Here is a 20,793-nt window from a genome sequence, read left to right as displayed (position 1 = left end):
TTTCAAGGTTTGGCGGCGGCAAGCGGCCACCAGGAATGGGCGGTAAACGGCGCGCCGCGCGTCTCTTCGACGAAAACGGCAAGGCCCGAAATCAAAAGCGGCCGGCCGGTGAAGGCGGCGAAGCGCTCGGCGAGAATGGTCTTCATCACCTCGGCGCGCGCTTCCGGCACCTGGCCTGAGAGCGTCATGTGGAAACCGAAGTCATCCATCACGTAAGGATAGCCCCAGCGCAACAGATTGGCCCTCTGGCTTTCGCTGAGCTTGTCCGGATTGCGCCGGGCGATATCGGCTTCGGACAGTGCCGCGCGGAAGGGTTCGAACGACTTTACCACGGAGGCCGCGAATTGCTGAAGCGGCGGATGCAGGGAGCCGGGCACGAGCGCGAAGAACCGGCCGAGCTGGCCGAGCACGAGCTCGGGGATCTCAAAGGCGGACGTGCGCGCGGCGAAATCCTCGACGGCCTGGATGAGGTCCGTCTCGGTGACCGAGGAGGCCAGATGAAACGGCGCCTTGATGGTGGCGTGGAAGGCGTAGCGGCGCGGATCGGCGGTAAGCTCGAACTGCTCGGCAGCCGGCAGATCAGGATAATCGGGAGCCGGATAAGTTTCGCCGGTGAAGGCATCGCGGCCGAGCCAATGGGCTGCCGCCACGTTCAAAGGATCACCCTTCGGCGGCGTGAAATAGAGTGCGTATCGCAAGGCCAGTATCCCGGAAATCTATGTGGATGCGGGAGGCAGTCTGCCGTGATTTGACCGCCCGCCGCAAGCTTGCTTCCGGCTAAAAGATTTCCGTGACAGAATGATGATGATCAAGAGCCATCAATGGGTCTTTTTGCCCATCACCCGCGAACGCAGCGCATTGGAGATATTGTCGAAGACGAAGACGACGATGAGGATGAGGAGCACCATGTAGGCGACCTTGTCCCAATCGGAATTGGTCTTCATCGATTCCAAGAGTTTCAGACCGATACCACCTGCGCCGACGGCGCCGATGACGGTGGCCGAGCGGGTGTTGGATTCCCAGAAATAGAGCGACTGCGAGATGAAGATCGGCAGCACCTGCGGCACCACGCCGAAGCGCTGGACGACGACGGGGGATGCGCCCACCGACTTGACGCCCTCGCGCTGCTTGTCATCCACATTCTCCAGCGCCTCGGCATAGACCTTGCCCAGCGCGCCGGTGTCGGTGAAGAAGATGGCGGCGATGCCGGGGATCGGCCCGGGGCCGAAGGCGCGGGTGAAGAACAGCGCCCAGATCAGCATGTCGATGGAGCGCAGGAAATCGAAGAGGCGCTTCGTCGCCCAGTTGGCCGAGCGGTTGAGCGTGATGTTGCGCGCGGCGATGAAGGCCAGCGGGAAGGCGAAGAGCGAGCCGAGCAGCGTGCCGACGAAGGCCATGACCAGCGTCTGCATCAGCTTCGACAGGATATCACCGTGCTGCCAGCTGGCATTGTTGAGGAAATTGTCGAGCACCAGCGAGGCGTTGGACTGCGCGGGATCGATGCGATCACCCGACAGCATGAGGCCGGCGACATCGATGAGGCTCTTGCCCCAGAAAGGCGACTGCGTGTCGAAGAAGAAATTGGCCCAGCCGAGGAAGCGGCGCTGCACATAGACCTGCGTCGAGCGGATTTCCGCCTGGCCCTCGAAGCCGAAGGAGACGGTGACCTTGCTGTCGTCCTGCTTCATGACGGCGGGCGCGCCCGGCGGCAGGATGGCGCGATCCTTGGTGATCTCGACAGGATAGAGCTTGCCGCCGAGATAGACGTCGACACGTTCAGGCGTCACTTCCATGCGGTCGGCGTCGCTGCCGTAGGTGACGGTGTAGCCGCCGGCTGCGGTCGGCAACATCCATGCGATGACGGCATCCTTCGGATACTGGCCGCGGCTCGTCCACTGCGGCACGACCTTGCCATCGACGAAGCGCAGGCGCGGCTGGGCGCGCCAGGAATACCAGTCCTGGACATAGATCGAGGCGCGGTCCCAATTGCCGTTGACGAAGGTCGGGATGACCTTGAAGAAATTGAATGCGAGCGCGAGGTAGATGATGACGAGGCCGGCGATCAGGGCGAGGCCCCAGCGCTGCATGAAGCTGCGGTGGAAGACTTCGGGATGAGCCTCCAGCAGGCGCTGGCGATCGGCGGCGTTGACTGTGAGCGACGACATCAGGCTGCTCCTCGGCCGAATTCGAATGACTGCTTGCCGATCATGCGGCGGCGGAGCCAGGCGGAAAACTGATCGACGCAGACAACGGTGATCAGAAGCAGGATGATGATGGCATAGGTCTTGGCGGCGTGGTCGCGGCCGATCGCCAGGCTGAAGACCTCACCGATACCGCCGCCGCCAACGGCGCCGATGATGGTGGAGGCGCGCACGTTGATCTCAAGGCGCAGCAGCGTGTAGGAGACGAAATTCGGCATGACCTGCGGCAGGATGGCGAAGCGGACGCGCTCGAGCCAGCTGGCGCCGGATGCGCGCAGGCCCTCGTCCGGCTTCATGTCGGCATTCTCGACCACTTCGAAGAACAGCTTGCCAAGCGCGCCGATGGTGTGGATCGACACCGCGATGATGGCCGAGATCGGGCCGATCGACAGGATGGCGGCGAGCAGTCCGGCGATGACGATCTCCGGGAAGGCGCGCAGGATTTCCATGATGCGGCGCACGACCCAGCGGGTGGCGCCGGCGCCGACCAGATTGGTCGAGGCGAAGAAGCAGAGCACGAAAGCGCCAGATGCGCCGAGGATGGTGGAGACGATGGCGACGTTGATGGTGATCGCCAGCTGGTAGAAGAAATTCGGGATGTAGAAGCTGTCGGTGATGTAGACGCGGTCGCTGACGTAATCATACTTGATCGAGCCATCGGCATAGGGCGACGGCAGGTCGAACATGGCACGGAAGATTTCGAGCGGGCTGTCCGGCACGAAATGCTTCATGAAATCGAACAGGTAGGGCAGACGTTCGAAGAACTTGCCCGAATTGGCGCTGTTGGCGAAATCGAGCGAGGCACCGAGGACGATCAGGAACACAACGATCGAGATCACGGTGTAGATACGCCGTGTCCGGACCTGTTGCTGGTAGTGATCGAGAATTGTGCGGGAGCCTTGCTGCAGTCCGCCCATGTGGTCGGTTTCGGCCACGTGCGCCATGTTGAGCATCCTTGTTGAACGAACGGCGGCACCATGATGATGCCGCCGCGAGTTTATTCAGAGGTTCGGATCAACCGCCGATAACCGACTTACGAGCGTCGATGATCGTCTGGTAGAAGGACTGGTCGACCGGCGACCAATCGACGTAACCACCGCCGGTGAAGCTGTCGAAGCAGCCCTTGTCGGTCTTCGGCAGTTCGGCGAAGTAGGCGGTAACCTTCTTCTGGATGTCAGACGGCAGCTTGTTGGAAACCATCAGCGGACCGTTCGGGATCAGCGGGGACTTCCAGACCTGGACGATATCGTCCATGTCGAGCAGGCCCTTGGTGACCATGATGTGCAGGTTGCCAGAGGTGTAGCCCTGGGCCCAATCGCCGGTGGCGGAGCCGAAGGTGGTGCCGACGTCGAACTTCTTGTCGAGAACGCCGAGAACGAGGTTCTCATGGCCGCCGCCGAAGCCGGTTTCGGAGAAATACTGCTTGACCGGCATGCCGACATCCTTCGGCAGCGAGACGTTCGGGACGAGGTAGCCCGAGGTCGAATCCGGATCGGCGAAGCCGAGCTTCTTGCCCTTGGCGTCGGCGAGCGTCTTGATGCCCGAATCCTTGCGGGCGACCATGATCGAGTAGTAGCCGGTCGAGCCGTCTTCCTGCTTGGTGGTCAGAACCGGCGTAACGGCGTTCGGATCCTTGAGGTAGATCGAGGCGTAGGAGGAAGCGCCCATGACAGCGAGGTCGATGGTGCCGCCCAGCAGGCCCTGGATGACGCCGTTATAGTTCGGCGACGGGAAGATCTGGACTTCCGAAACGCCGGTAGCGGCAACGAGGCCCGGCTTGACGCACTCGGTGCGGCGAACCTGGTCGGCTTCGTTTTCACCGCCGTCGAGGCCGATACGCAGGACCTTGACGTCCTGAGCGTAGGCCTGGCCTGCAACGGTGGCGATGGCGATCGTTGCCATCAGGATCTTGCGGAACGCAGACATGGTAGTCTCCTTTGGTGACGTTTTTCAGTGACTTTGAAGTACTGGGGATCGGTATTTTTCCGGCTTTGTCCCCCGGCCGGAAACTTGTCAGCGCATGACGGCGGAGGCGGCCATCACGCGCGATACGGCGTCCTGCTGCTTGCCCTTGATGTTATCCAGGCTGGTGGACGTCATGGTCTCGTCGATGCCGGCGCCGTTCTTGTCGGTGCCGTAGATTTCGTTGACGGCATCGGCCGTCAGTTCGGACGGCTTGCCGTCAAAGACGACGCGGCCGCCGGCCATGCCGACAATGCGCTCGCAATAGCTGCGCGCGGTGTCGAGCGTGTGCAGGTTGGTGATGACGGTGATCCCTTCGCGCTCGTTGATGTCGCGCAGCGCGTCCATGACGATCTTGGCGTTCAACGGGTCAAGCGAGGCGATCGGCTCGTCGGCAAGCAGCATCTTCGGCGCCTGCATGAGGGCGCGGGCGATCGCCACGCGCTGCTGCTGGCCGCCCGACAGCGTGCCGGCCATCTGCAGCGCCGTCTGCTCGATACCCAAACGCTCAAGCGCCGCGATCGCCTGCACGCGCTCTTCGCGGGTGAAGACGCCAAGCAGGCTGAGCACGGTGGAGCGATGGTTGAGACGGCCGAGGATGACATTGGTCATCACGTCGAGGCGCGGCACGAGATTGAACTGCTGGAAGATCATGGCGCAATCGCGCTGCCAATTGCGCAGCGACTTGCCGCGCAGGCCCGACACCTCGGTGCCGTTGAAATGGATCGAGCCGGAGCTCGGCTCCTGCAGGCGGTTGATCATGCGCAGAAGCGTGGATTTGCCGGCGCCCGAACGGCCGATAATGCCGACCATCTGGCCCTGAGGGATGTCAAGCGTCACACTATCGACGGCGATCTTCTTGCCGAATTGACGGGTGACATTCTTCAGCTCGAACATCATGCTCTTCCTCATAGCCCAAACGCGATATGAGGGAGTGCATTAGGCCCGGTCCATGAAGCTCCAATGTCAGTTTTGTGTAAGTGCTGTCACAAACGGGGCTGTGGTGGATTGAAACGTGACAGTGGGGTCACAATTCTGTGACAGATGCGGGATGAGGCGAGTGCGATCTCTCGAAGCAGGAGTAGTTATTCGATCACCGCACTATTGAGCCGGCCATGCTACTCGTCGTTCAATATCGGCATGGCAAAGCATTTCGTTGGATGCGGCCCGGTTGGGAAACCCAACAAGAACAATCTGCAACCCTGCGATACGCGCGTATTTCATCGCCGGTATGCAGTCGGTATCGCCGGTCACGAGTACCAGCCTATCGACAGCCTTCGATGCGCAAAAGGTGGCGATATCCAGGCCGATACGCATATCGACGCCTTTCTGTTCGAAATCCGCCTTGAAATCATTATCCGTTACTGCCTGACCAGCCGGCAGGATCTTTTTCGGCTTGAAGCCACGGAATTTCAACACGCCCAGCCTGACAGCAAAGAGATCTTTCGCCGCAAGCTCCCGTAGCCAGGCATCCGAGCCTGCGAAGGTCTTAGGTTCCGCTGACACCGGCAGTTTGACCGTTCCACTGTACGGCGCACAATCGTAATAGAAAAAGCGGAAAGCGTCTTCATCCGGCTCGACGCAAGCCTTGGCAATCTTCTCAATATAATCGGGATTGTAGTTCATTCCGGCATTTCGCGCCAAAACGCGAACATGTCCGCCATCGATCAACACCGCAACGTTCTTCAAATAAAAGACCCCCTCGGCTCGTCGCCTTGGGGGTCTCAAGATACGTGCCCGCCTACGGGCGTACGGATATACAGCGATAATGCTACAGCGACGCCATTAGTCAACCGAAATCGTCTACAAACCGCCTCGCCCCCTCACCGCCGCTTCTGCAACACCTTGTTGCCCTTGGGCCCGGTCATCTTCGGGGTGTTCTTGTCGTTCTCGTCGCGCAGCACCCGCCAGCGGGCCAGCCGCTCCGGCGCCAGCGTGCCTGATTTGACGGCGGCCTGGACGGCGCAGCCGGGTTCGTGGTCGTGGGTGCAATCGCGGAAGCGGCAGTGTTCGGCAAGTTCGGTGATCTCGGAGAAGACCTGCTCAATGCCCTCCTGAACGTCGCTGACGTGGAGCGTGCGCATGCCCGGCGTGTCGATGACCCAGCCGCCGCCGGCCATGGCGTGCAGCGAGCGGGCCGTCGTGGTGTGGCGGCCCTTGGCGTCGCGTTCGCGGATGCCGCCGGTTGCCTGCGAGCCCTCGCCGCTCAGCCTCGCCAGCGCATTGACCAGCGTCGACTTGCCGACGCCGGACGAGCCGATCAGCGCCAGCGTCTGGCCGAAGCCGCTCCATGGACCAAGCGCCGAAGCCGCATCGTCGCTTTTGGCATTGAGCACGACCACCGCGAGATCGCGCTGCAGGGCTTTCGCCTGCGCTTCGTACTCCGCCACATCAGGGGCGAGGTCGGCCTTGGTCAGCACGATGACCGGCGTCGTCTCCGCCTGGTTGGCGAGCGCCATGTAGCGCTCGAGGCGGGCAACGTTGAAATCGGCGTTGCAGGAGGTGACGATCAAAAGCGTGTCGACATTGGCGGCGCCGAGCTGCTGCCCCTGGCGCCCCTCGACGCGGCGCTGCAGCAGCGTGCGGCGCTCCAGCCGGCGCACCAGGCTGTCGTCCTCGGGATCGACCATCACCCAATCGCCGACGGCGAATTCGGACGTATTCAGCTGATGCGAGACCTTGAGCCGGATCAGGCCGTCCAGCGATGTGACGCTCAGGCGGCTGCGGTGCACTTCGGCGATCCGGCGGGGGATCAGACCATGATCGTCATCCGTCAGCTGATCGGAAAAGAATTCGGACCAGCCGAGCGAGGCCAGGAATGTCGCTTCGTGATCGGTCGTCAAAGGTTCACCGGGGACTGCGGCGTATGGGTCAAGGTTAGCTCCAGATGAGACGTGTTGTGGCGCGGACATTAGCGGAAGCTTCGGCGGGAAGATACGGGGTTTGCACCATGAGAGACATCCGGGCGGAAAACGACAGCCGATCCCTGATGCTATCGGAGCGCCAAGTCACCGGCAGAGATTGGTGCTATTCGCGCCTCATCGCATCTTGATTTCCCGCGCGACTTTCCCGAAAGCTGCGTTGCCCCTCAAGGAAATCTCCATGTTCGTCTCGGAAGCCTTCGCCATTGGTTCGGCCACCTGCATCGCGCTCAGCTCGATGTTCATCAACGAGCTCAACGGGCGGGTGCCGTTGATGCAGCTGGCGCGCTGGCAGCTGACCGCGGCTTTTGTGATGACGGCGCTTGCGGCGACCATCGCCGGCGGGTGGGCGACGCTTGGGGCTTGGCAGCTCGGGTCGCTCTTAGCCTCCAGCGTGTTCGGGATCGTGATTGCCAGCACCACCTATTTCGCGGCGATCTATACGGCCGGGCCGCGCGTGACGGCGCTTTTGTTTTCGCTGGCCTCGCCATTCGCGCTGGTGCTCGGCTATGTCGCGCTGGGCGAGACGATCGATCTGCGTCAGGGGTTCGGGGTCTTGCTCATTTTATGCGGCATCGTCATTGCCATCGGCTTTCGCCGGCGTCGGCCGGCGCCGATGATCCCGCTTGCCGATGGTGAGCCGATTGCAGAGCAAGCGCCGTCAACACCAACGGTGTCCATGCTCGGGATAACGCTTGGGGTCGTCACCGCGCTTGGGCAGGCGCTGGGGAGCCTGACGGCGCGGCCGGCGATGGCTGCTGGTGTCGAGCCGTTCACGGCGATGGCGGTGCGTTCGGGGCTGGCGGTGATCTGCTTCTGGGCGCTTTTGGCGCTGCCCCGGGTGCGGGCGCAGGCGAACGGCTTCCGGGCGCGGGATTTCGGCCTTGCGGCCACCGCCGCCTTCTTCGGTACGGCGCTCGGGATGTCGCTTCTGATGGCGGCGTTGAAGACCGGCAATGTCGGGATCGTTTCGACGCTGTCTTCGATGACGCCCGTTGTCATCCTGCCGATGGTGTGGCTGCGCAGCGGGCAGATGCCGCGTGCGCATGCCTGGGGTGGGGCCGCACTTGCCATCGCCGGCACGGCGCTGATCAGCCTCAGCTAAGGCCCCCGGCGCGAATGGCGATCCATCCGCGCCGGAGAGGTTTGGTGCACCTGGATAGGTGGTTTAGGCCTCGTATCGCGCCAGGAAATCCTCGGCGTTGAGCGCGCGGAAATCGGCGAGCGCCACGCGCAGCCGGTCGTGCTCCCAATCCCACCAGGCAAGCTTGTCCATGCGCTCGCCGATCTCTTTCGGGAAGCGCTCGCGGATTAGCTTGGCGGGCACGCCGCCGACGATGGTGTAGGGTGCGACATCCTTGGAGACCACCGCGCCGGCGCCGATGACGGCGCCGTTGCCGACGTTGACGCCGGGCAGGAGCGTGGCGCCGTGGCCGATCCAGACGTCATGGCCGATCGTGACGCGGTTGGAGCGGCGCCATTCGAAGAACTCCGTCTCCATGTCCGCATCCGGCCAGTAATCCGCGGCGCGGTAGGTGAAGTGGTGCAGCGTGGCGCGCCAGGTCGGATGATTGGTGGCGTTGATGCGGACGGAGGCGGCGATGTTGACGAACTTGCCTATTGTCGCGCACCAGATGGCGCCGTCCTGCATGACGTAGGAGTAATCGCCGAGCTCGACCTCATCGATGCGGCAGCGCTCCGACAGCTCGGTGTAGCGGCCGAGCGTCGAATTGTTCACCGAGGCGGTCTCGTGGATATAGGGCTCGAGGCCAATCTTGCGGCTCATGCTGCGATCGGCCTCCGTGGCGAGAATTTCTGCACGTCGAGAATGCGGTCGGCGACCGCCTCGCGCACTTCCTCGTCGTGGAAGATGCCGAGCAGGCCGACGCCCTTCTGTTTCTTCTCGGCGATCATTTCGACGACGACGGCGCGGTTCTTGGCGTCGAGCGAAGCGGTCGGCTCGTCGAGCAGCAGTATGGTGTGATCGGTGATGAAGCCGCGGGCGATGTTGACGCGCTGCTGCTCGCCGCCGGAGAAGGTGGCGGGGGGCAACTGCCAGAGCGCTTCCGGCAGGTTGAGCTTGGCAAGCAGTTCGGCCGCCTTTTCACGGGCGACATCCGCCTTCGTGCCACGAGCGACCAGCGGCTCGGCGACGACATCGATTGCCGCGACGCGCGGCACGGTGCGCAGGAACTGGCTGACGTAACCCAGCGTCTGGCGCCGCACCTCGATGATGGTGCGCGGATCGGTGGTGGCGAGATCGACGATGCGATCCTGGTGCTTGACGAGGATCTGGCCGCTATCGACCGCGTAGTTGCCATAGATCATCTTCAACAGCGAGCTCTTGCCGATACCCGAGGGGCCGCCGAGCACGACGCATTCGCCGGAGGCGACGGAGAAGGAGACATCCGAAACGACGGGCAGCTTGATGCCGTCGCGCAGATGCATGGTGAAGCTCTTGGAGACTTCCGAAACAACGAGTGGCGTTGCCATGATTGACTTCCCTGGTTTCTGGCGACAATCCGTGAGCTTAGCCGGCTTACGGATCGCGCTCTCAACTATACCTGCAGGATCGAGGAGACGAGGAGCTGGGTGTAGGGCTCGCGGGGATCGTCGAGCACCCGGTCGGTCAGGCCATGCTCGATGACGTGGCCGTCCTTCATCACCATCATCCGGTGCGACAGCAGGCGGGCGACAGCGAGATCGTGGGTGACGATGATGGCGGCGAGGCCGAGATCGTTGACGAGGCCGCGAACGAGATCGAGCAGGCGGGCCTGGACGGAGACGTCGAGGCCGCCGGTCGGCTCGTCCATGAAGACGAGGCGCGGGCCGGTGACGAGGTTGCGGGCGATCTGCAGGCGCTGGCGCATGCCGCCGGAAAACGCGCGCGGCTGGTCGTCGATGCGGCTCTCGTCGATCTCGACGCGGCTCAGCCAATCGACCGCGGTGGCGCGGATATTGCCATAGTGCCGATCGCCGATCGCCATCAGCCGCTCGCCGACATTGGCGCCGGCCGACACCGTCATGCGCAGACCGTCAGCCGGATTCTGATGCACGAAGCCCCAGTCGGTGCGCATCAGGAAGCGGCGCTCGGCCTCGCTCATGTGGTAGAGATCGCGGTATTGGCCATCGCGCATGTGATACTCGACGCTGCCTGTCGTCGGCATCAGGCGGGTGGAGATGCCGTTGAGCAACGTGGTCTTGCCTGAGCCGGATTCACCGACGATCGCCAGCACTTCGCCGGGCCAGAGCTCGAAGGAGACGTTCTTGCAGCCGATGCGGTTGCCGTAGAACTTCGAGACGTCGTTGACTTTGAGAAGGGGGGTGTCGGTCATGGCTATGCCTCCGCGGATGTGTGTGTGAGGACATGGAATGTCGAGGGCGGGTTACCCCCCTCTGTCCTGCCGGACATCTCCCCCACAGGTGGGGAGATCGACTCGTTGCGATGTTTACGCCAGCCAATGAATGTGGAACGAGCGGTTGCGCCCAGCCAATCTCCCCCCTTGTGGGGGAGATGCCCGGCAGGGCAGAGGGGGGTATCCCCGGCAGAACGCCGAACTTGAAGCGCCCTCATTCCGCCGCCTCCCGACCCTGCGCCAGCATCTCGCCGACATGGCCGTGCTCGCGGCGGTCCTCGCAATGATCGGTATCGGAGCAGACGAACATGCGGCCGCCCTTGTCGTCCAGGATCACCTCGTCAAGATAGACGTCCTCGGCGCCGCAGAGCGCGCAGGGCTTGCCGAAGCGCTGGATCTCGAAGGGGTGGTCCTCGAAATCGAGGCTGACGACTTCGGTATAGGGCGGGACGGCGTAGATGCGTTTTTCGCGGCCGGCGCCGAAGAGCTGAAGCGCGTCCGACATGTGCATTTTCGGATTGTCGAATTTCGGCGTCGGCGACGGATCCATGACGTAGCGGCCAGCGACCTTGACCGGATAGGCGTAGGTCTTGGAGATGCGGCCGTTATGGGCGATGTCCTCGTAGAGCTTGACGTGCATGAGGCCATACTCCTCAAGCGCGTGCATCTTGCGGGTCTCGGTCTCGCGCGGTTCGAGGAAGCGCAGCGGCTCGGGGATCGGCACCTGGTAGACCAGCACCTGGCCAGCCCCGAGCTTTTCTTCCGGGATGCGGTGGCGGGTCTGGATGATGGTGGCATCCTTGGTGTGGGTGGTGACCGCGACATTGGCGACCTTCTGGAAGAAGGCGCGGATGGAGACGGCGTTGGTGGTGTCGTCGGCGCCCTGGTCGATGACCTTCAGCACATCATCGGGGCCGATGATCGAGGCCGTGACCTGCACGCCGCCGGTGCCCCAGCCGTAGGGCATCGGCATTTCGCGCGAGGCGAAGGGAACCTGATAGCCGGGGATGGCGATCGCCTTCAGGATGGCGCGGCGGATCATCCGCTTGGTCTGTTCGTCGAGATAGGCGAAGTTGTATGTGGCGAGATCGCTCATTCGGCTGCCTCCTTGAGATCGTCATCGCCACCGTTGCGGGCGGCGTCGAAGTCATTGCGCATGCGGCGGACGAGATCGAGCTCGGCCTGGAAATCGACGTAGTGCGGCAGCTTCAGATGCTCGACGAAGCCGGTCGACTGGACGTTATCGGCATGCGAGATGACGAATTCCTCGTCCTGCGCGGGCGCGGTGATGTCCTCGCCGAGCTCGCCTGCCCGCAGAGCACGATCGACCAGCGACATGGACATGGCCTTGCGCTCGCTCTGGCCGAAGACCAGGCCGTAACCACGGGTGAACTGCGGCGGCGCCTTGGACGAGCCCTTGAACTGGTTGACCATCTGGCATTCGGTAACCTGGATGGACCCCAGCGAAACGGCGAAGCCGAGCTCGGGCACATCGAACTCCACCTCGACCTCGCCGATGCGGATTTCGCCGGTGAAGGGGTGGTTGCGGCCGTAGCCGCGCTGCGTGGAATAGCCGAGCGCCAAAAGGAAACCCTCGTCGCCACGGGCAAGCGCCTGCAGGCGCAGATCGCGGCTCATCGGGAATTCCATCGGCTCGCGGGTGAGATCGCCGATCTCGTGATCCTCCGGCATTTCGCCATCGCCCTCGATCAGGCCTTCATGGGCGAGAATCTCGGAGACGCGCATGACGCGGCCGGTTTCGGCCTCGCGCAGCACCGGCTCCTCGACGGCGCCATCCGTAAGCAGCGAGGGGTCGAGCAGGCGATGCGTATAGTCGAAGGTCGGGCCGAGCAGCTGGCCGCCGGGCAGGTCCTTGTAGGTGGCGGAGACGCGGCGCTCGATCTTCATTTGAGCCGTGTCGATCGGCTGCGAATAGCCGAAGCGCGGCAATGTCGTGCGGTAGGCGCGCAGCAGGAAGATCGCCTCGATCATGTCACCGCGCGACTGGCGCACGGCGAGTGCCGCCAGCGTGCGGTCGTAAAGCGAGGCTTCGGCCATGACGCGGTCGACGGCGAGCGTCAGCTGCGCGACGATCTGCTCGATGCCGATGGCGGGGAGCGCGCGATCACCACGGCGGCGATCGGCGAGCAGGCGGTGGGCATTCGAAATGGCGGCCTCGCCACCTTTGACGGCAACATACATGGGTCACATCTCCGTTGCGGTGATCTTGGTGGTGCGCGGCAGGCAGAGGAAACGGCTGCCGGAGGTGAGCACGATGTCGACGCCGCGCGGGAAGAGCGCGCGATTTTCCGTCCACAGATGCAGGAAGCGTTCCGGCAGCCCAAGCGGCGCGACGTCGGTGACGGTCTTGATGCCGGGGCCCATCAAAGCGAGGCGGCGGCCGCCTTCGAGATCGGGCAGCTCGATGACGAGCGTCGTCGAACGATCCGGATATTCCTGGGTGCCGGAGGCAAACAGGCCGAAGGAGGAGAGCGTGGCTCCCTCATCGACAAGGGCGAAGCGGGCTTCGGCCTTTTCCGGCGTGACCGGCGCGCCGGTGTGGAAGCCGAGCCATTGCGGCGTGGCGGACTTGGCCAAGGCAGGCGAGAGCCAGACGGGGGTGTCGTGATCGCAGAGCGTCAGCGCGATGGCACCGGCGGCGATGCCGAGCGGCGCCGGCGGCTCGGCATCGGGCGACACAGTCTGGATGGTGCCGGGACGAGCCATGGCATCCATCATCAGCTTGAAGACGCTCTGGGCGTGGAACACCGGCTCGGCGAAGCCGCCCGACAGGGCATCGGCATTGTGCGTTTCGGTCTTGAGGGGCATCAGTCGTCTCCGCGAACCATGGTGAAGAAATCGACGCGGGTGGCCGCGGTCTCGTCGGCCTTCTTGTTATCGGCATCGGCGACGCGGGCCGCGATCGGCGCAAGCAGGGTGGTTTCGATGGCGTCGCGAGTGGCTGGTTCCTGCCAGAGCGCGTCGAAGATCGCCGAGAGGCGGGCCTTTTCGCGATCGGTGCCGAGCGCCTGGGCATGACCGATGGTGCCAGAGGCGAGGCGGATGGTGGCGCGGGTGACGGTGACCTCGCCGAGATTGAAGGCGGCACCGCCGCCGCCCATGCGGCCGCGCACCATGACGAGGCCGGTTTCGGGGCCGCGCACGGCTTGCGCCACCGGCTTTTCCGCCAATGCCTGCCAGGCCACTTCCAGCTCCTGCCGCTCGGCGCGGGCCAGCAGATCGACGGTGCGCTTGCGCGCCCGGTCGCCCTCACTCAGCTCGGTCTTGCCTACCTTCTTTTCCGCTAAGGTCATCGCCACATCCTTTAAATGTCTATTGATATAGACAACCATACAAGCTATACCTAGACCTAAATCGCCGAGGTGACAAGCGTGTGACATTTCGGGGGCGCATAAGATAAAGGACTGAAATGGCTGGGCAGGTTCAGAGACAGACGGGCGTGGCGCTGTGGCGGCAGATCGCCGACCGGATTCGCCAGGCGATCAGCGCAGGCGCATACGACGAAACGGGCATGGTGCCGCCGGAGATGACGCTGGCCACGCAGTTCGGCGTCAACCGCCACACGGTGCGCAGCGCGCTGGCGGCGCTGGCTCAGGAGGGGATCGTGCGCGCCGTGCAGGGGCGCGGCACGCTGATCGAGCGCAAGGAGCGGCTGAACTTTCCGATCAGCAAGCGCACGCGCTTCAACAGCGGCATCGGCGAGCAGGCGCGCGAGACGCGCGGGCTGCTGCTCGGCCATGGCGAGGAAGCGGCAAGCGACGAGGTGGCGCGGTGGCTGAAGCTTACGCCGGGTACGAACGTGATCCGGCTGGAGACAGTGCGCAAGGCGGATGGACGGCCGGTCTCGAGCGCGACCTCGTGGTTTCCGGCAGACCGCTTCGCTGGTATGCGTGACGCCTACGAGACGACAGAATCGATCACCCGCGCCTTCGCCAAACTCGGCCTATCCGACTATATCCGCGCCACCACCGAGATCACCGCCGCCCACGCCGAAGCCGCCGACCTCTCGGCGCTGGAGCTTACGCCGGGCGCGATCGTGCTGATCACCAAGGCGATGAACACCGATCTCGACGGCGTGCCGGTGCAATATTCGGTGACGCGGTTTGCGGCCGACCGGGTGCAGTTCACGATCGAGAATTGAGGGGAGGCTCACCTCCGGACACCGGCATGCGAATCAGGCATATTGGACACGCCAGATTTGTCGGAGGCTCAATGATGCAGCATACGCCCTGTGAAGCTCTGCGCTTAGGCAAATGTCTCGAACTTCGATACGACGGCTATACCCGGGTCGTCGAGGTCCACACTGTGGGCATGACCAACGACGGAAATGCCATCATGCGAGTTTGGCAGGTTCGAGGCGGCAGCAACAGTGGTGAACGCCAAGGTTGGAAATTGATGCGACTTGACGAGACATTCTCCACGCATGTCATCGAAGAGCCATCCGCTGCCCCACGCGTTGGTTACAAACGCGGGGACAAGCTTATGGCCTCTATTAGGTGTCAACTTTAGCCGGCGTCGAAGTCGGTGGAGAGGCTGAGGTCGCGCCAGGTGGCGTGTTCGGTGGCTCTTTGCGCGTCGTTCTGCTCGATGGCGCGGATGGCGTCGCTGCCGAGCGGAAGGCGCAGCGGCGGGTTATCGAGGCTCGCGAGATGGATGATGGCGGCGGCGGCTTTTGCCGGGTCGCCGGGCTGCCTGCCGTCGTAATCGCGCTGGTAACGGGCCATCTTGCCGACCGTTTCGTCATACTCGGGGCGGCCTTCGCGGAGCGTCGTGGAGGCGCCGGCGAAATCGGTGCGGAAGCCGCCGGGCTCGACGATGCTGACCTTGACGCCAAGCGGGCCGACCTCGCGGCTCAAGGCCTCGGAGAAGCCCTCGACGCCCCATTTGGCCGCCGCATAGGGCGCGCGCCCGGCCGGGCCGATGCGGCCGCCGACGGAGGAGACCTGGATGATGTGGCCGGCGCCCTGCTCGCGCATCAGAGGCAATGCCGCCTTGGTGACGATGATGGCGCCAAAGAGATTGGTTTCGATCTGGGCGCGGAAATCTGTGAGGCTGGTATCCTCGACCGATCCGACGTCGCCATAGCCGGCATTGTTGACGAGGACATCGAGCCGGCCGAAGCGCTCGACCGCGGCCTTCACCGCCTGCCCGGCCGATTGCTCGTCGGTCACATCAAGCGAAATCGTCAAGACATTGGCGGGGTAACGCTGCTTGATATCGTCGAGCTGGGCGGGATTGCGCGCGGTGGCGACCAGATTGTGCCCCTTAGCCAAAACCGCTTCCGCAAGCGCCCTGCCGAGACCACGCGAACTGCCTGTAATCAACCAAACCTGTGACATCGAAATCTCCTTGATCCGTCGAAAGACCATATAGGCCTGACGGTATCTTCTTGAAAGAAGGTACCAGATGGATCTATACATACCTTATGGTAACTGAACTAAACGATGGTACATTCGACTTCTGCGAGACGCTGACGGATGCCGAAGACGCACTCGCTCGCGAGATGCTGGAGCGCGCCAGCGCCAAGTGGCCGTTGCGCGTCATGCATATCCTTGCCGAGGCCAAGGGGCCGCTGCGCTTCTCACGGGTTCTGGAACGGGTGGAAGGCATCAGCCAGAAGGTGCTGACGCAGACATTGCGGACGCTGGAGGCCGACGGGCTGGTGACGCGCACGCTTTACCCGCAGGTACCGCCGCGCGTGGAATACGAGCTGACTCCGCTGGGCGGGGAGCTGCTTGTGGAGGTGGTGGGGCTCTGGCAATGGATCGCCAACCGGCTGCCGGATTTCGAGGCGGCTCGGAAGCCGAAGAGTCAGACGGAAACCGGACCCCAAAACTAGGTAACTTCCGGTCTATCCGGAGAGGCGCCGCGCACAGGAGAGACGCGCGGCGCGATGATGTTTAGTGGGCGCCGGACATGTCGCCGAGGACTTCCTTGGAGGCGACGGTCGAGTCGGCGTTGAGCTTGTAGACCATGGGAACGCCGGTCGCGAGGTTGACGCCGAGGATCTGTTCCTTGGTCAGCTTGTCGAGCACCATGACCAGCGAGCGCAGCGAGTTGCCGTGGGCAGCAACCAGTACGGTTTCGCCGCGCAGAACGCGGGGCAGGATCTCGGTCAGGTAATAAGGCCAGACGCGGGCGCCGGTGTCGCGCAGGCTTTCGCCGCCCGGAGGGGGAACGTCGTAGGAGCGGCGCCAGATGTGGACCTGCTCTTCGCCCCACTTGGCGCGGGCGTCGTCCTTGTTGAGGCCGGAGAGATCGCCGTAATCGCGCTCGTTCAGCGCCTGGTCCTTGATCGTCTCGAGGCCGGCCTGGCCGACGTTTTCAAGGATGATCTTCAGCGTGTCCTGGGCGCGCTTCAGGTCGGAGGTGAAGGCGATGTCGAACTTGATGCCGGTTTCGGCAAGCGCCTTGCCGCCGGTGTTGGCTTCCTGAACGCCGAGCTCGGTGAGCTCTGGGTTCTTCCAGCCGGTGAAAAGGTTCTTCAGGTTCCAGTCGCTCTGGCCGTGGCGAACGAGGACGAGGGTACCGCTCATTATAAATTCCTCCTGATGAGATCAGTGTTGGGAGAGCCCGAGAACATCGAGCATGGAATAGAGACCCGGCTTCTTGTCGCGCGCCCAAAGGGCTGCCTTGACGGCGCCGCGCGCGAAGATGGAGCGGTCGCCGGCGCTGTGGGCCATGGAGACGCGCTCGCCTTCGCCGGCGAAGATGACGGAGTGTTCGCCGATGACGGAGCCGCCGCGAAGCGTGGCAAAGCCGATCGTGCCCGCTTCGCGCGCGCCGGTGTGGCCATCGCGGACCCGGACGGAATGCGTTGCGAGATCGATGCCGCGGCCCTTGGCGGCGGCTTCACCCAGCAGCAGCGCCGTGCCCGAGGGGGCATCGACCTTGCGCTTGTGGTGCATTTCGAGGACCTCGATGTCCCAATCGGCGGGATCGAGCGCGCGCGCGGCCTGTTCGACCAGCACGCTCAGAAGATTGACGCCGAGGCCCATATTGCCTGATTTGACGATGCGGGCATGGCGGCTGGCGGCGGAGATCTTCTGTTCGTCCTCGACCGAGCAGCCTGTGGTGCCGATGATGTGGACGATGCGGGCCTGGGCGGCAAGCGCCGCGAATTCATTCGTGGTCGCGGGCGTGGTGAAATCGAGCACGCCATCGGCATGAAGAAAGGCGGCCAGCGGATCGTCGGTGATCGCGACGCCGTTGGGGCCGAGACCCGCGATCTCGCCGGCATCCTTGCCGATGAAGGGCGAGCCCGGGCGGCCGACGGCTGCGTGCAGCACGACGCCTTCGATCTCGTGCACCATGCGGATGAGCGCCTGTCCCATGCGGCCCGCTGCACCAACCACCACCAGTTTCATCGCAGCATCGCTCATGTCAGGCGTCCATCATTCACGTATCAGAAAGTCTCGGAGGCCGCGGGCCTCTGAAGGTTGTTGAGGCGAGCGTAAAGACCGTCGCTGCGCTTCGCAAGCGTCTCGTGATTGCCCTCTTCGACGACACGGCCCTGCTGCATGACGACGATCTTGTCGGCGCGCACGACCGTCGAGAGACGATGGGCGATGACGACCACGGTGCGGCCGGTCATGGCTTCGTCGAGCGCCTTCTGGACGGCTGCTTCCGATTCGGTGTCGAGCGCGGAGGTCGCTTCGTCGAGGAGCAGGATCGGGGCGTTGCGCACCAGCGCGCGGGCGATCGACAGGCGCTGGCGCTGGCCGCCCGAGAGCGTCACGCCGTTTTCGCCGACCGGCGTGTCGTAGCCTTCCGGCTGGGCGAGAATGAAGTCGTGGGCGTAAGCGAGACGCGCTGCTTCCTCGACCTCGGCATCGCTGGCGTCGGGACGGCCATAGCGGATGTTGTCGCGGATCGAGCCTTCGAACAGATAGGGCTGCTGCGAGACATAGGCCAGCTGCTCGCGCAGCGACTTCTTCGTCACGTGGGCGATGTCCTGACCATCGATCAGGATCTGGCCGGCCTTCGGATCGTAGAAGCGCGGGATGAGATTGATGATCGTCGACTTGCCGGCGCCTGAGGGGCCGACGAGCGCCGTGGTCTTGCCACCCTCGGCGACCATGTTGACGCCATCGAGCACATTGTCGTTGCCATAGGCGAAGGCGACATCCTTGAGCTCGATGCGGGCTTCTGTGACGACGAGGGGCTTGGCATCCGGCAGGTCGCGCTGGCGCGGTTCCATGTCGAGCAGCTCGTAGATCATCCGCGCATTGACGGCGGCGCGCTCCATCTGCACCTGCAGCTTGGCAAGGCGACGGGCCGGATCATAGGCGAGCAGCAGCGCGGTGACGAAGGAGAAGAAGGCGCCGGGCGGCACGTTCTGATAGATCGAGCGATAGGCGGCGTAGGCAAGAACGCTGGCGACGGCGAAGCCGGCGAAGCTTTCGGTCATCGGCGCGTTGCGCTCGGACAGCTTGGCGATCTTGTTGCCGCGCTCTTCGGCGGCGACGATGATCTTGTTGATCTTCTGCTCGAGCTGCCGCTCCATCGTGAACGCCTTGACGATGGAGATACCCTGAATGGTCTCCTGCATGGCGCCGAGAACGTGGCTGTTGAGATCGATCGCTTCCTTGGTGGCCTGGCGCAGGCGCTTGGAGAGATAGCGCAGCGCCAGAAGCAGCGGCGGCGCGAGAATGAGGACGGCGACGCTGAGCAGCGGGTCCTGATAGACCATGACGCCGAGCAGGGCGACGAAGGTCAGCAGGTCGCGGGCGGTCGAGGTGATCGTCAGGTTGAGGACGTCGCGGATGCCGCCGACGTTCTGGCTGACCTGGGCGGCGATGCGGGCCGAACGCGCCTCGTTGAAATAGCCGACCGACAGCGTCATCAGGTGCACGTAGAGACGGCTCTGGTAGCGGGCGACGATGTTGTTGCCGATCTTCGACAGCGCCACCGCCTGACCATAGCTCGCGAAACCGCGAATGACGAAGGCGATGAAGATGGAGAGGCAGATGACCCAGACGACATCGGCGCGCCTGTTGGCGAAGGCCTCGTCGATGATCGAGCGCATGATCCAGGCGGTGAAGGCCGTCGACAGCGCGACGAGGACAAGACAGCTGATGGCGACGACGTAGCCCCAGATGTGCTCGCGGCCGTTTTCAGCGATGATGCGCTTCAAGACGGCGGTGACCGTGCCGCTGTCCACTGGGCGCTGCTGGGGATCGGATGAACGCAATAAAGACTTCCTGTCTCGTGACCATGCGAGCCGCTGCTGCGGCCCGCGCTCGAGCGGCTCTATAAAGAGTTGGCGCCCGTTTGGCTAGAGTTGGCTATCGACCCCAGCGGCGGCCATCGGTCGACACGCCGAAGGTGTCGGGCCGGCGGGCGTAGGACGAGAGGCCGGAGAGTGCCGCCAGCGGATGGGTGACGACATAGGTCGGGATGGTCGAGAGCAGTGCCGTGTGCGGCGCCTTGTCCTCGAAACCGGCGCGAAACTCGGGCTTGCGCAGAGCGGCCAGGATCTTCTGGCTGATGCCACCGGAGAGAAACACGCCGCCGCGCGCCATGAAGATCATCGCCATGTCGCCGGCAACGCGGCCGAGATAGGTCGAAAACAGCGAGATGGTCTCGACGGCGACGGGGTCGCTTTCGGCCAGCGCATGCGAGGTGATGTCGGCGGGATCGCTATACTTGGGCGCGATGCCATCGGCGGTGCAGATGGCGCGGTAGAGATTGACGATGCCGCGACCGGAGAGAATCTGTTCGGCGGAGACACGGCCCTCGATGGTTTCGACATAGGGGAAGATTTCGAGATCGCGCTTGCTGCGCGGCCCGAGATCGACGTGACCGCCCTCGCCCGGAACCGGGATCCAGACGCCGCGCGCATGCACGAGGCCGCCGACGCCGAGGCCGGTGCCCGGCCCGAGCACGACGCGGGAAGCGACCATGTCCTCATGGGCGTCGGCATCGCCGAGGCGTTCGCGGTGTTCCGGCGCCAGATCGGAGATGGCCAGCGCCTGGGCTTCGAAATCGTTGACAACGAGAACGTCCTCGATGCCCAGATTTTCGATCATCGACTTCGGGCGCACGACCCAATCGCAATTGGTCAACGGGATTTCGTCGTCGCTGATCGGGCCGGCGACCGCGAGGATGGCGGAGCGCGGCTTGATCGCGCTCTTTTCCAGGATGGTGGCGCGGATGGCGTCATCGATGGTCTCGAAATCGGCGGTGCGCACGTTCGGGAAATTGACCTGTTCGGCGTCGGCCGTCTCGATGATGGCGAAACGGGCATTGGTTCCGCCGATATCGCCGATCAGGATCGGGAAGGGCATGGAGGCGTCGCTGGTATCGAGCTGGTGCATGGCAGGTTCCGTT

22 protein-coding genes are annotated in these 20,793 nt (G+C 63.7%); 3 read left to right on the top strand and 19 right to left on the bottom strand.

Annotated features, from left to right (window positions below; translation table 11 throughout):
* Positions 1 to 2 precede the first annotated feature (2 nt).
* From ACVTFQ_RS18800 to rsgA, 7 genes are all read right to left on the bottom strand, one after another.
* The gene (locus ACVTFQ_RS18800) at positions 3 to 698 is read right to left on the bottom strand and encodes a DUF1045 domain-containing protein (RefSeq protein ID WP_111563139.1); all 696 of its coding nucleotides are present in this window, start codon (positions 696 to 698) and stop codon (positions 3 to 5) included.
* Between the two features lie 120 nt (positions 699 to 818).
* Positions 819 to 2,165 (bottom strand): phosphonate ABC transporter, permease protein PhnE, encoded by a 1,347-nt coding sequence (gene phnE, locus ACVTFQ_RS18795; RefSeq protein WP_111563138.1) that lies wholly within the window; start codon positions 2,163 to 2,165, stop codon positions 819 to 821.
* Entirely contained in the window at positions 2,165 to 3,145 is a 981-nt protein-coding gene (phnE, locus tag ACVTFQ_RS18790) for a phosphonate ABC transporter, permease protein PhnE (RefSeq protein ID WP_047506752.1), read from the bottom strand. Before phnE (ACVTFQ_RS18790) ends, phnE (ACVTFQ_RS18795) begins: the two co-directional genes overlap by 1 nt.
* A gap of 70 nt (positions 3,146 to 3,215) precedes the next feature.
* A complete protein-coding gene (phnD, locus tag ACVTFQ_RS18785) occupies positions 3,216 to 4,127 on the bottom strand; it encodes a phosphonate ABC transporter substrate-binding protein (protein ID WP_047506750.1) in 912 nt (303 codons plus the stop codon).
* Between the two features lie 87 nt (positions 4,128 to 4,214).
* Positions 4,215 to 5,060 carry a phosphonate ABC transporter ATP-binding protein gene (gene phnC, locus ACVTFQ_RS18780; RefSeq protein ID WP_047506748.1) on the bottom strand — a complete coding sequence of 282 codons (846 nt, stop codon included), beginning with the start codon at positions 5,058 to 5,060 and terminating at the stop codon, positions 4,215 to 4,217.
* 204 nt (positions 5,061 to 5,264) lie between these two features.
* The gene (locus ACVTFQ_RS18775) at positions 5,265 to 5,852 is read right to left on the bottom strand and encodes an NYN domain-containing protein (RefSeq protein ID WP_111563137.1); all 588 of its coding nucleotides are present in this window, start codon (positions 5,850 to 5,852) and stop codon (positions 5,265 to 5,267) included.
* A 134-nt stretch (positions 5,853 to 5,986) separates the two neighbouring features.
* Complete coding sequence (rsgA, locus tag ACVTFQ_RS18770) at positions 5,987 to 7,006, bottom strand: ribosome small subunit-dependent GTPase A (protein ID WP_111563136.1); 1,020 nt, start codon at positions 7,004 to 7,006, stop codon at positions 5,987 to 5,989.
* Positions 7,007 to 7,265: 259 nt separating this feature from the next.
* Between rsgA and ACVTFQ_RS18765 the strand changes: the two genes are divergently transcribed.
* Positions 7,266 to 8,189 (top strand): DMT family transporter, encoded by a 924-nt coding sequence (locus ACVTFQ_RS18765; protein WP_470423919.1) that lies wholly within the window; start codon positions 7,266 to 7,268, stop codon positions 8,187 to 8,189.
* A 63-nt stretch (positions 8,190 to 8,252) separates the two neighbouring features.
* Here the strand turns inward: ACVTFQ_RS18765 and ACVTFQ_RS18760 are convergent, their stop codons facing one another.
* From ACVTFQ_RS18760 to phnG, 7 genes are all read right to left on the bottom strand, one after another.
* Positions 8,253 to 8,870, bottom strand: coding sequence for a DapH/DapD/GlmU-related protein (locus tag ACVTFQ_RS18760; protein ID WP_111563134.1), 618 nt, complete (start codon positions 8,868 to 8,870; stop codon positions 8,253 to 8,255).
* Positions 8,867 to 9,577 (bottom strand): phosphonate C-P lyase system protein PhnL, encoded by a 711-nt coding sequence (gene phnL, locus ACVTFQ_RS18755; RefSeq protein WP_018899233.1) that lies wholly within the window; start codon positions 9,575 to 9,577, stop codon positions 8,867 to 8,869. Before phnL ends, ACVTFQ_RS18760 begins: the two co-directional genes overlap by 4 nt.
* Before the next feature lie 65 nt (positions 9,578 to 9,642).
* Positions 9,643 to 10,419 carry a phosphonate C-P lyase system protein PhnK gene (gene phnK / locus ACVTFQ_RS18750; protein WP_111563133.1) on the bottom strand — a complete coding sequence of 259 codons (777 nt, stop codon included), beginning with the start codon at positions 10,417 to 10,419 and terminating at the stop codon, positions 9,643 to 9,645.
* Positions 10,420 to 10,654: 235 nt separating this feature from the next.
* On the bottom strand, positions 10,655 to 11,536 hold the full coding sequence (locus ACVTFQ_RS18745; protein WP_018899231.1) for an alpha-D-ribose 1-methylphosphonate 5-phosphate C-P-lyase PhnJ: 882 nt from the start codon (positions 11,534 to 11,536) through the stop codon (positions 10,655 to 10,657).
* Positions 11,533 to 12,642, bottom strand: a complete 1,110-nt coding sequence (locus ACVTFQ_RS18740; protein WP_111563131.1) for a carbon-phosphorus lyase complex subunit — start codon at positions 12,640 to 12,642, stop codon at positions 11,533 to 11,535. The genes ACVTFQ_RS18745 and ACVTFQ_RS18740 overlap by 4 nt, the downstream gene beginning before the upstream one ends.
* 3 nt (positions 12,643 to 12,645) lie before the next feature.
* Positions 12,646 to 13,269, bottom strand: coding sequence for a phosphonate C-P lyase system protein PhnH (phnH, locus tag ACVTFQ_RS18735; protein ID WP_111563130.1), 624 nt, complete (start codon positions 13,267 to 13,269; stop codon positions 12,646 to 12,648).
* Positions 13,269 to 13,754, bottom strand: a complete 486-nt coding sequence (gene phnG, locus ACVTFQ_RS18730; RefSeq protein ID WP_111563129.1) for a phosphonate C-P lyase system protein PhnG — start codon at positions 13,752 to 13,754, stop codon at positions 13,269 to 13,271. The genes phnH and phnG overlap by 1 nt, the downstream gene beginning before the upstream one ends.
* 116 nt (positions 13,755 to 13,870) lie before the next feature.
* Between phnG and phnF the strand changes: the two genes are divergently transcribed.
* Entirely contained in the window at positions 13,871 to 14,602 is a 732-nt protein-coding gene (gene phnF / locus ACVTFQ_RS18725; protein ID WP_111563128.1) for a phosphonate metabolism transcriptional regulator PhnF, read from the top strand.
* Between the two features lie 364 nt (positions 14,603 to 14,966).
* Here the strand turns inward: phnF and ACVTFQ_RS18720 are convergent, their stop codons facing one another.
* Positions 14,967 to 15,800, bottom strand: coding sequence for an oxidoreductase (locus ACVTFQ_RS18720; protein ID WP_111563126.1), 834 nt, complete (start codon positions 15,798 to 15,800; stop codon positions 14,967 to 14,969).
* An 86-nt stretch (positions 15,801 to 15,886) separates the two neighbouring features.
* Between ACVTFQ_RS18720 and ACVTFQ_RS18715 the strand changes: the two genes are divergently transcribed.
* Positions 15,887 to 16,300: a winged helix-turn-helix transcriptional regulator gene (locus tag ACVTFQ_RS18715; RefSeq protein ID WP_111563125.1), complete on the top strand. Its 414-nt coding sequence runs from the start codon at positions 15,887 to 15,889 to the stop codon at positions 16,298 to 16,300.
* Between the two features lie 61 nt (positions 16,301 to 16,361).
* Here ACVTFQ_RS18715 and ACVTFQ_RS18710 read toward each other — a convergent pair whose 3' ends face one another.
* The 4 genes from ACVTFQ_RS18710 to ACVTFQ_RS18695 form a co-directional block, all read right to left on the bottom strand.
* On the bottom strand, positions 16,362 to 16,997 hold the full coding sequence (locus ACVTFQ_RS18710; protein WP_111563124.1) for a 2,3-bisphosphoglycerate-dependent phosphoglycerate mutase: 636 nt from the start codon (positions 16,995 to 16,997) through the stop codon (positions 16,362 to 16,364).
* A 21-nt stretch (positions 16,998 to 17,018) separates the two neighbouring features.
* Positions 17,019 to 17,843 (bottom strand): 4-hydroxy-tetrahydrodipicolinate reductase, encoded by an 825-nt coding sequence (gene dapB, locus ACVTFQ_RS18705; RefSeq protein WP_047506729.1) that lies wholly within the window; start codon positions 17,841 to 17,843, stop codon positions 17,019 to 17,021.
* Between the two features lie 23 nt (positions 17,844 to 17,866).
* A complete protein-coding gene (locus ACVTFQ_RS18700; protein ID WP_111563123.1) occupies positions 17,867 to 19,654 on the bottom strand; it encodes an ABC transporter ATP-binding protein in 1,788 nt (595 codons plus the stop codon).
* Between the two features lie 94 nt (positions 19,655 to 19,748).
* Entirely contained in the window at positions 19,749 to 20,780 is a 1,032-nt protein-coding gene (locus ACVTFQ_RS18695; protein WP_111563122.1) for a glucokinase, read from the bottom strand.
* Positions 20,781 to 20,793 lie beyond the last annotated feature (13 nt).

It is taken from the genome of Rhizobium sp. O111, assembly GCF_055616315.1.
The sequence above is the reverse complement of the archived record's forward strand: the minus strand, read 5'-3'. Positions and strand labels throughout refer to the sequence as shown.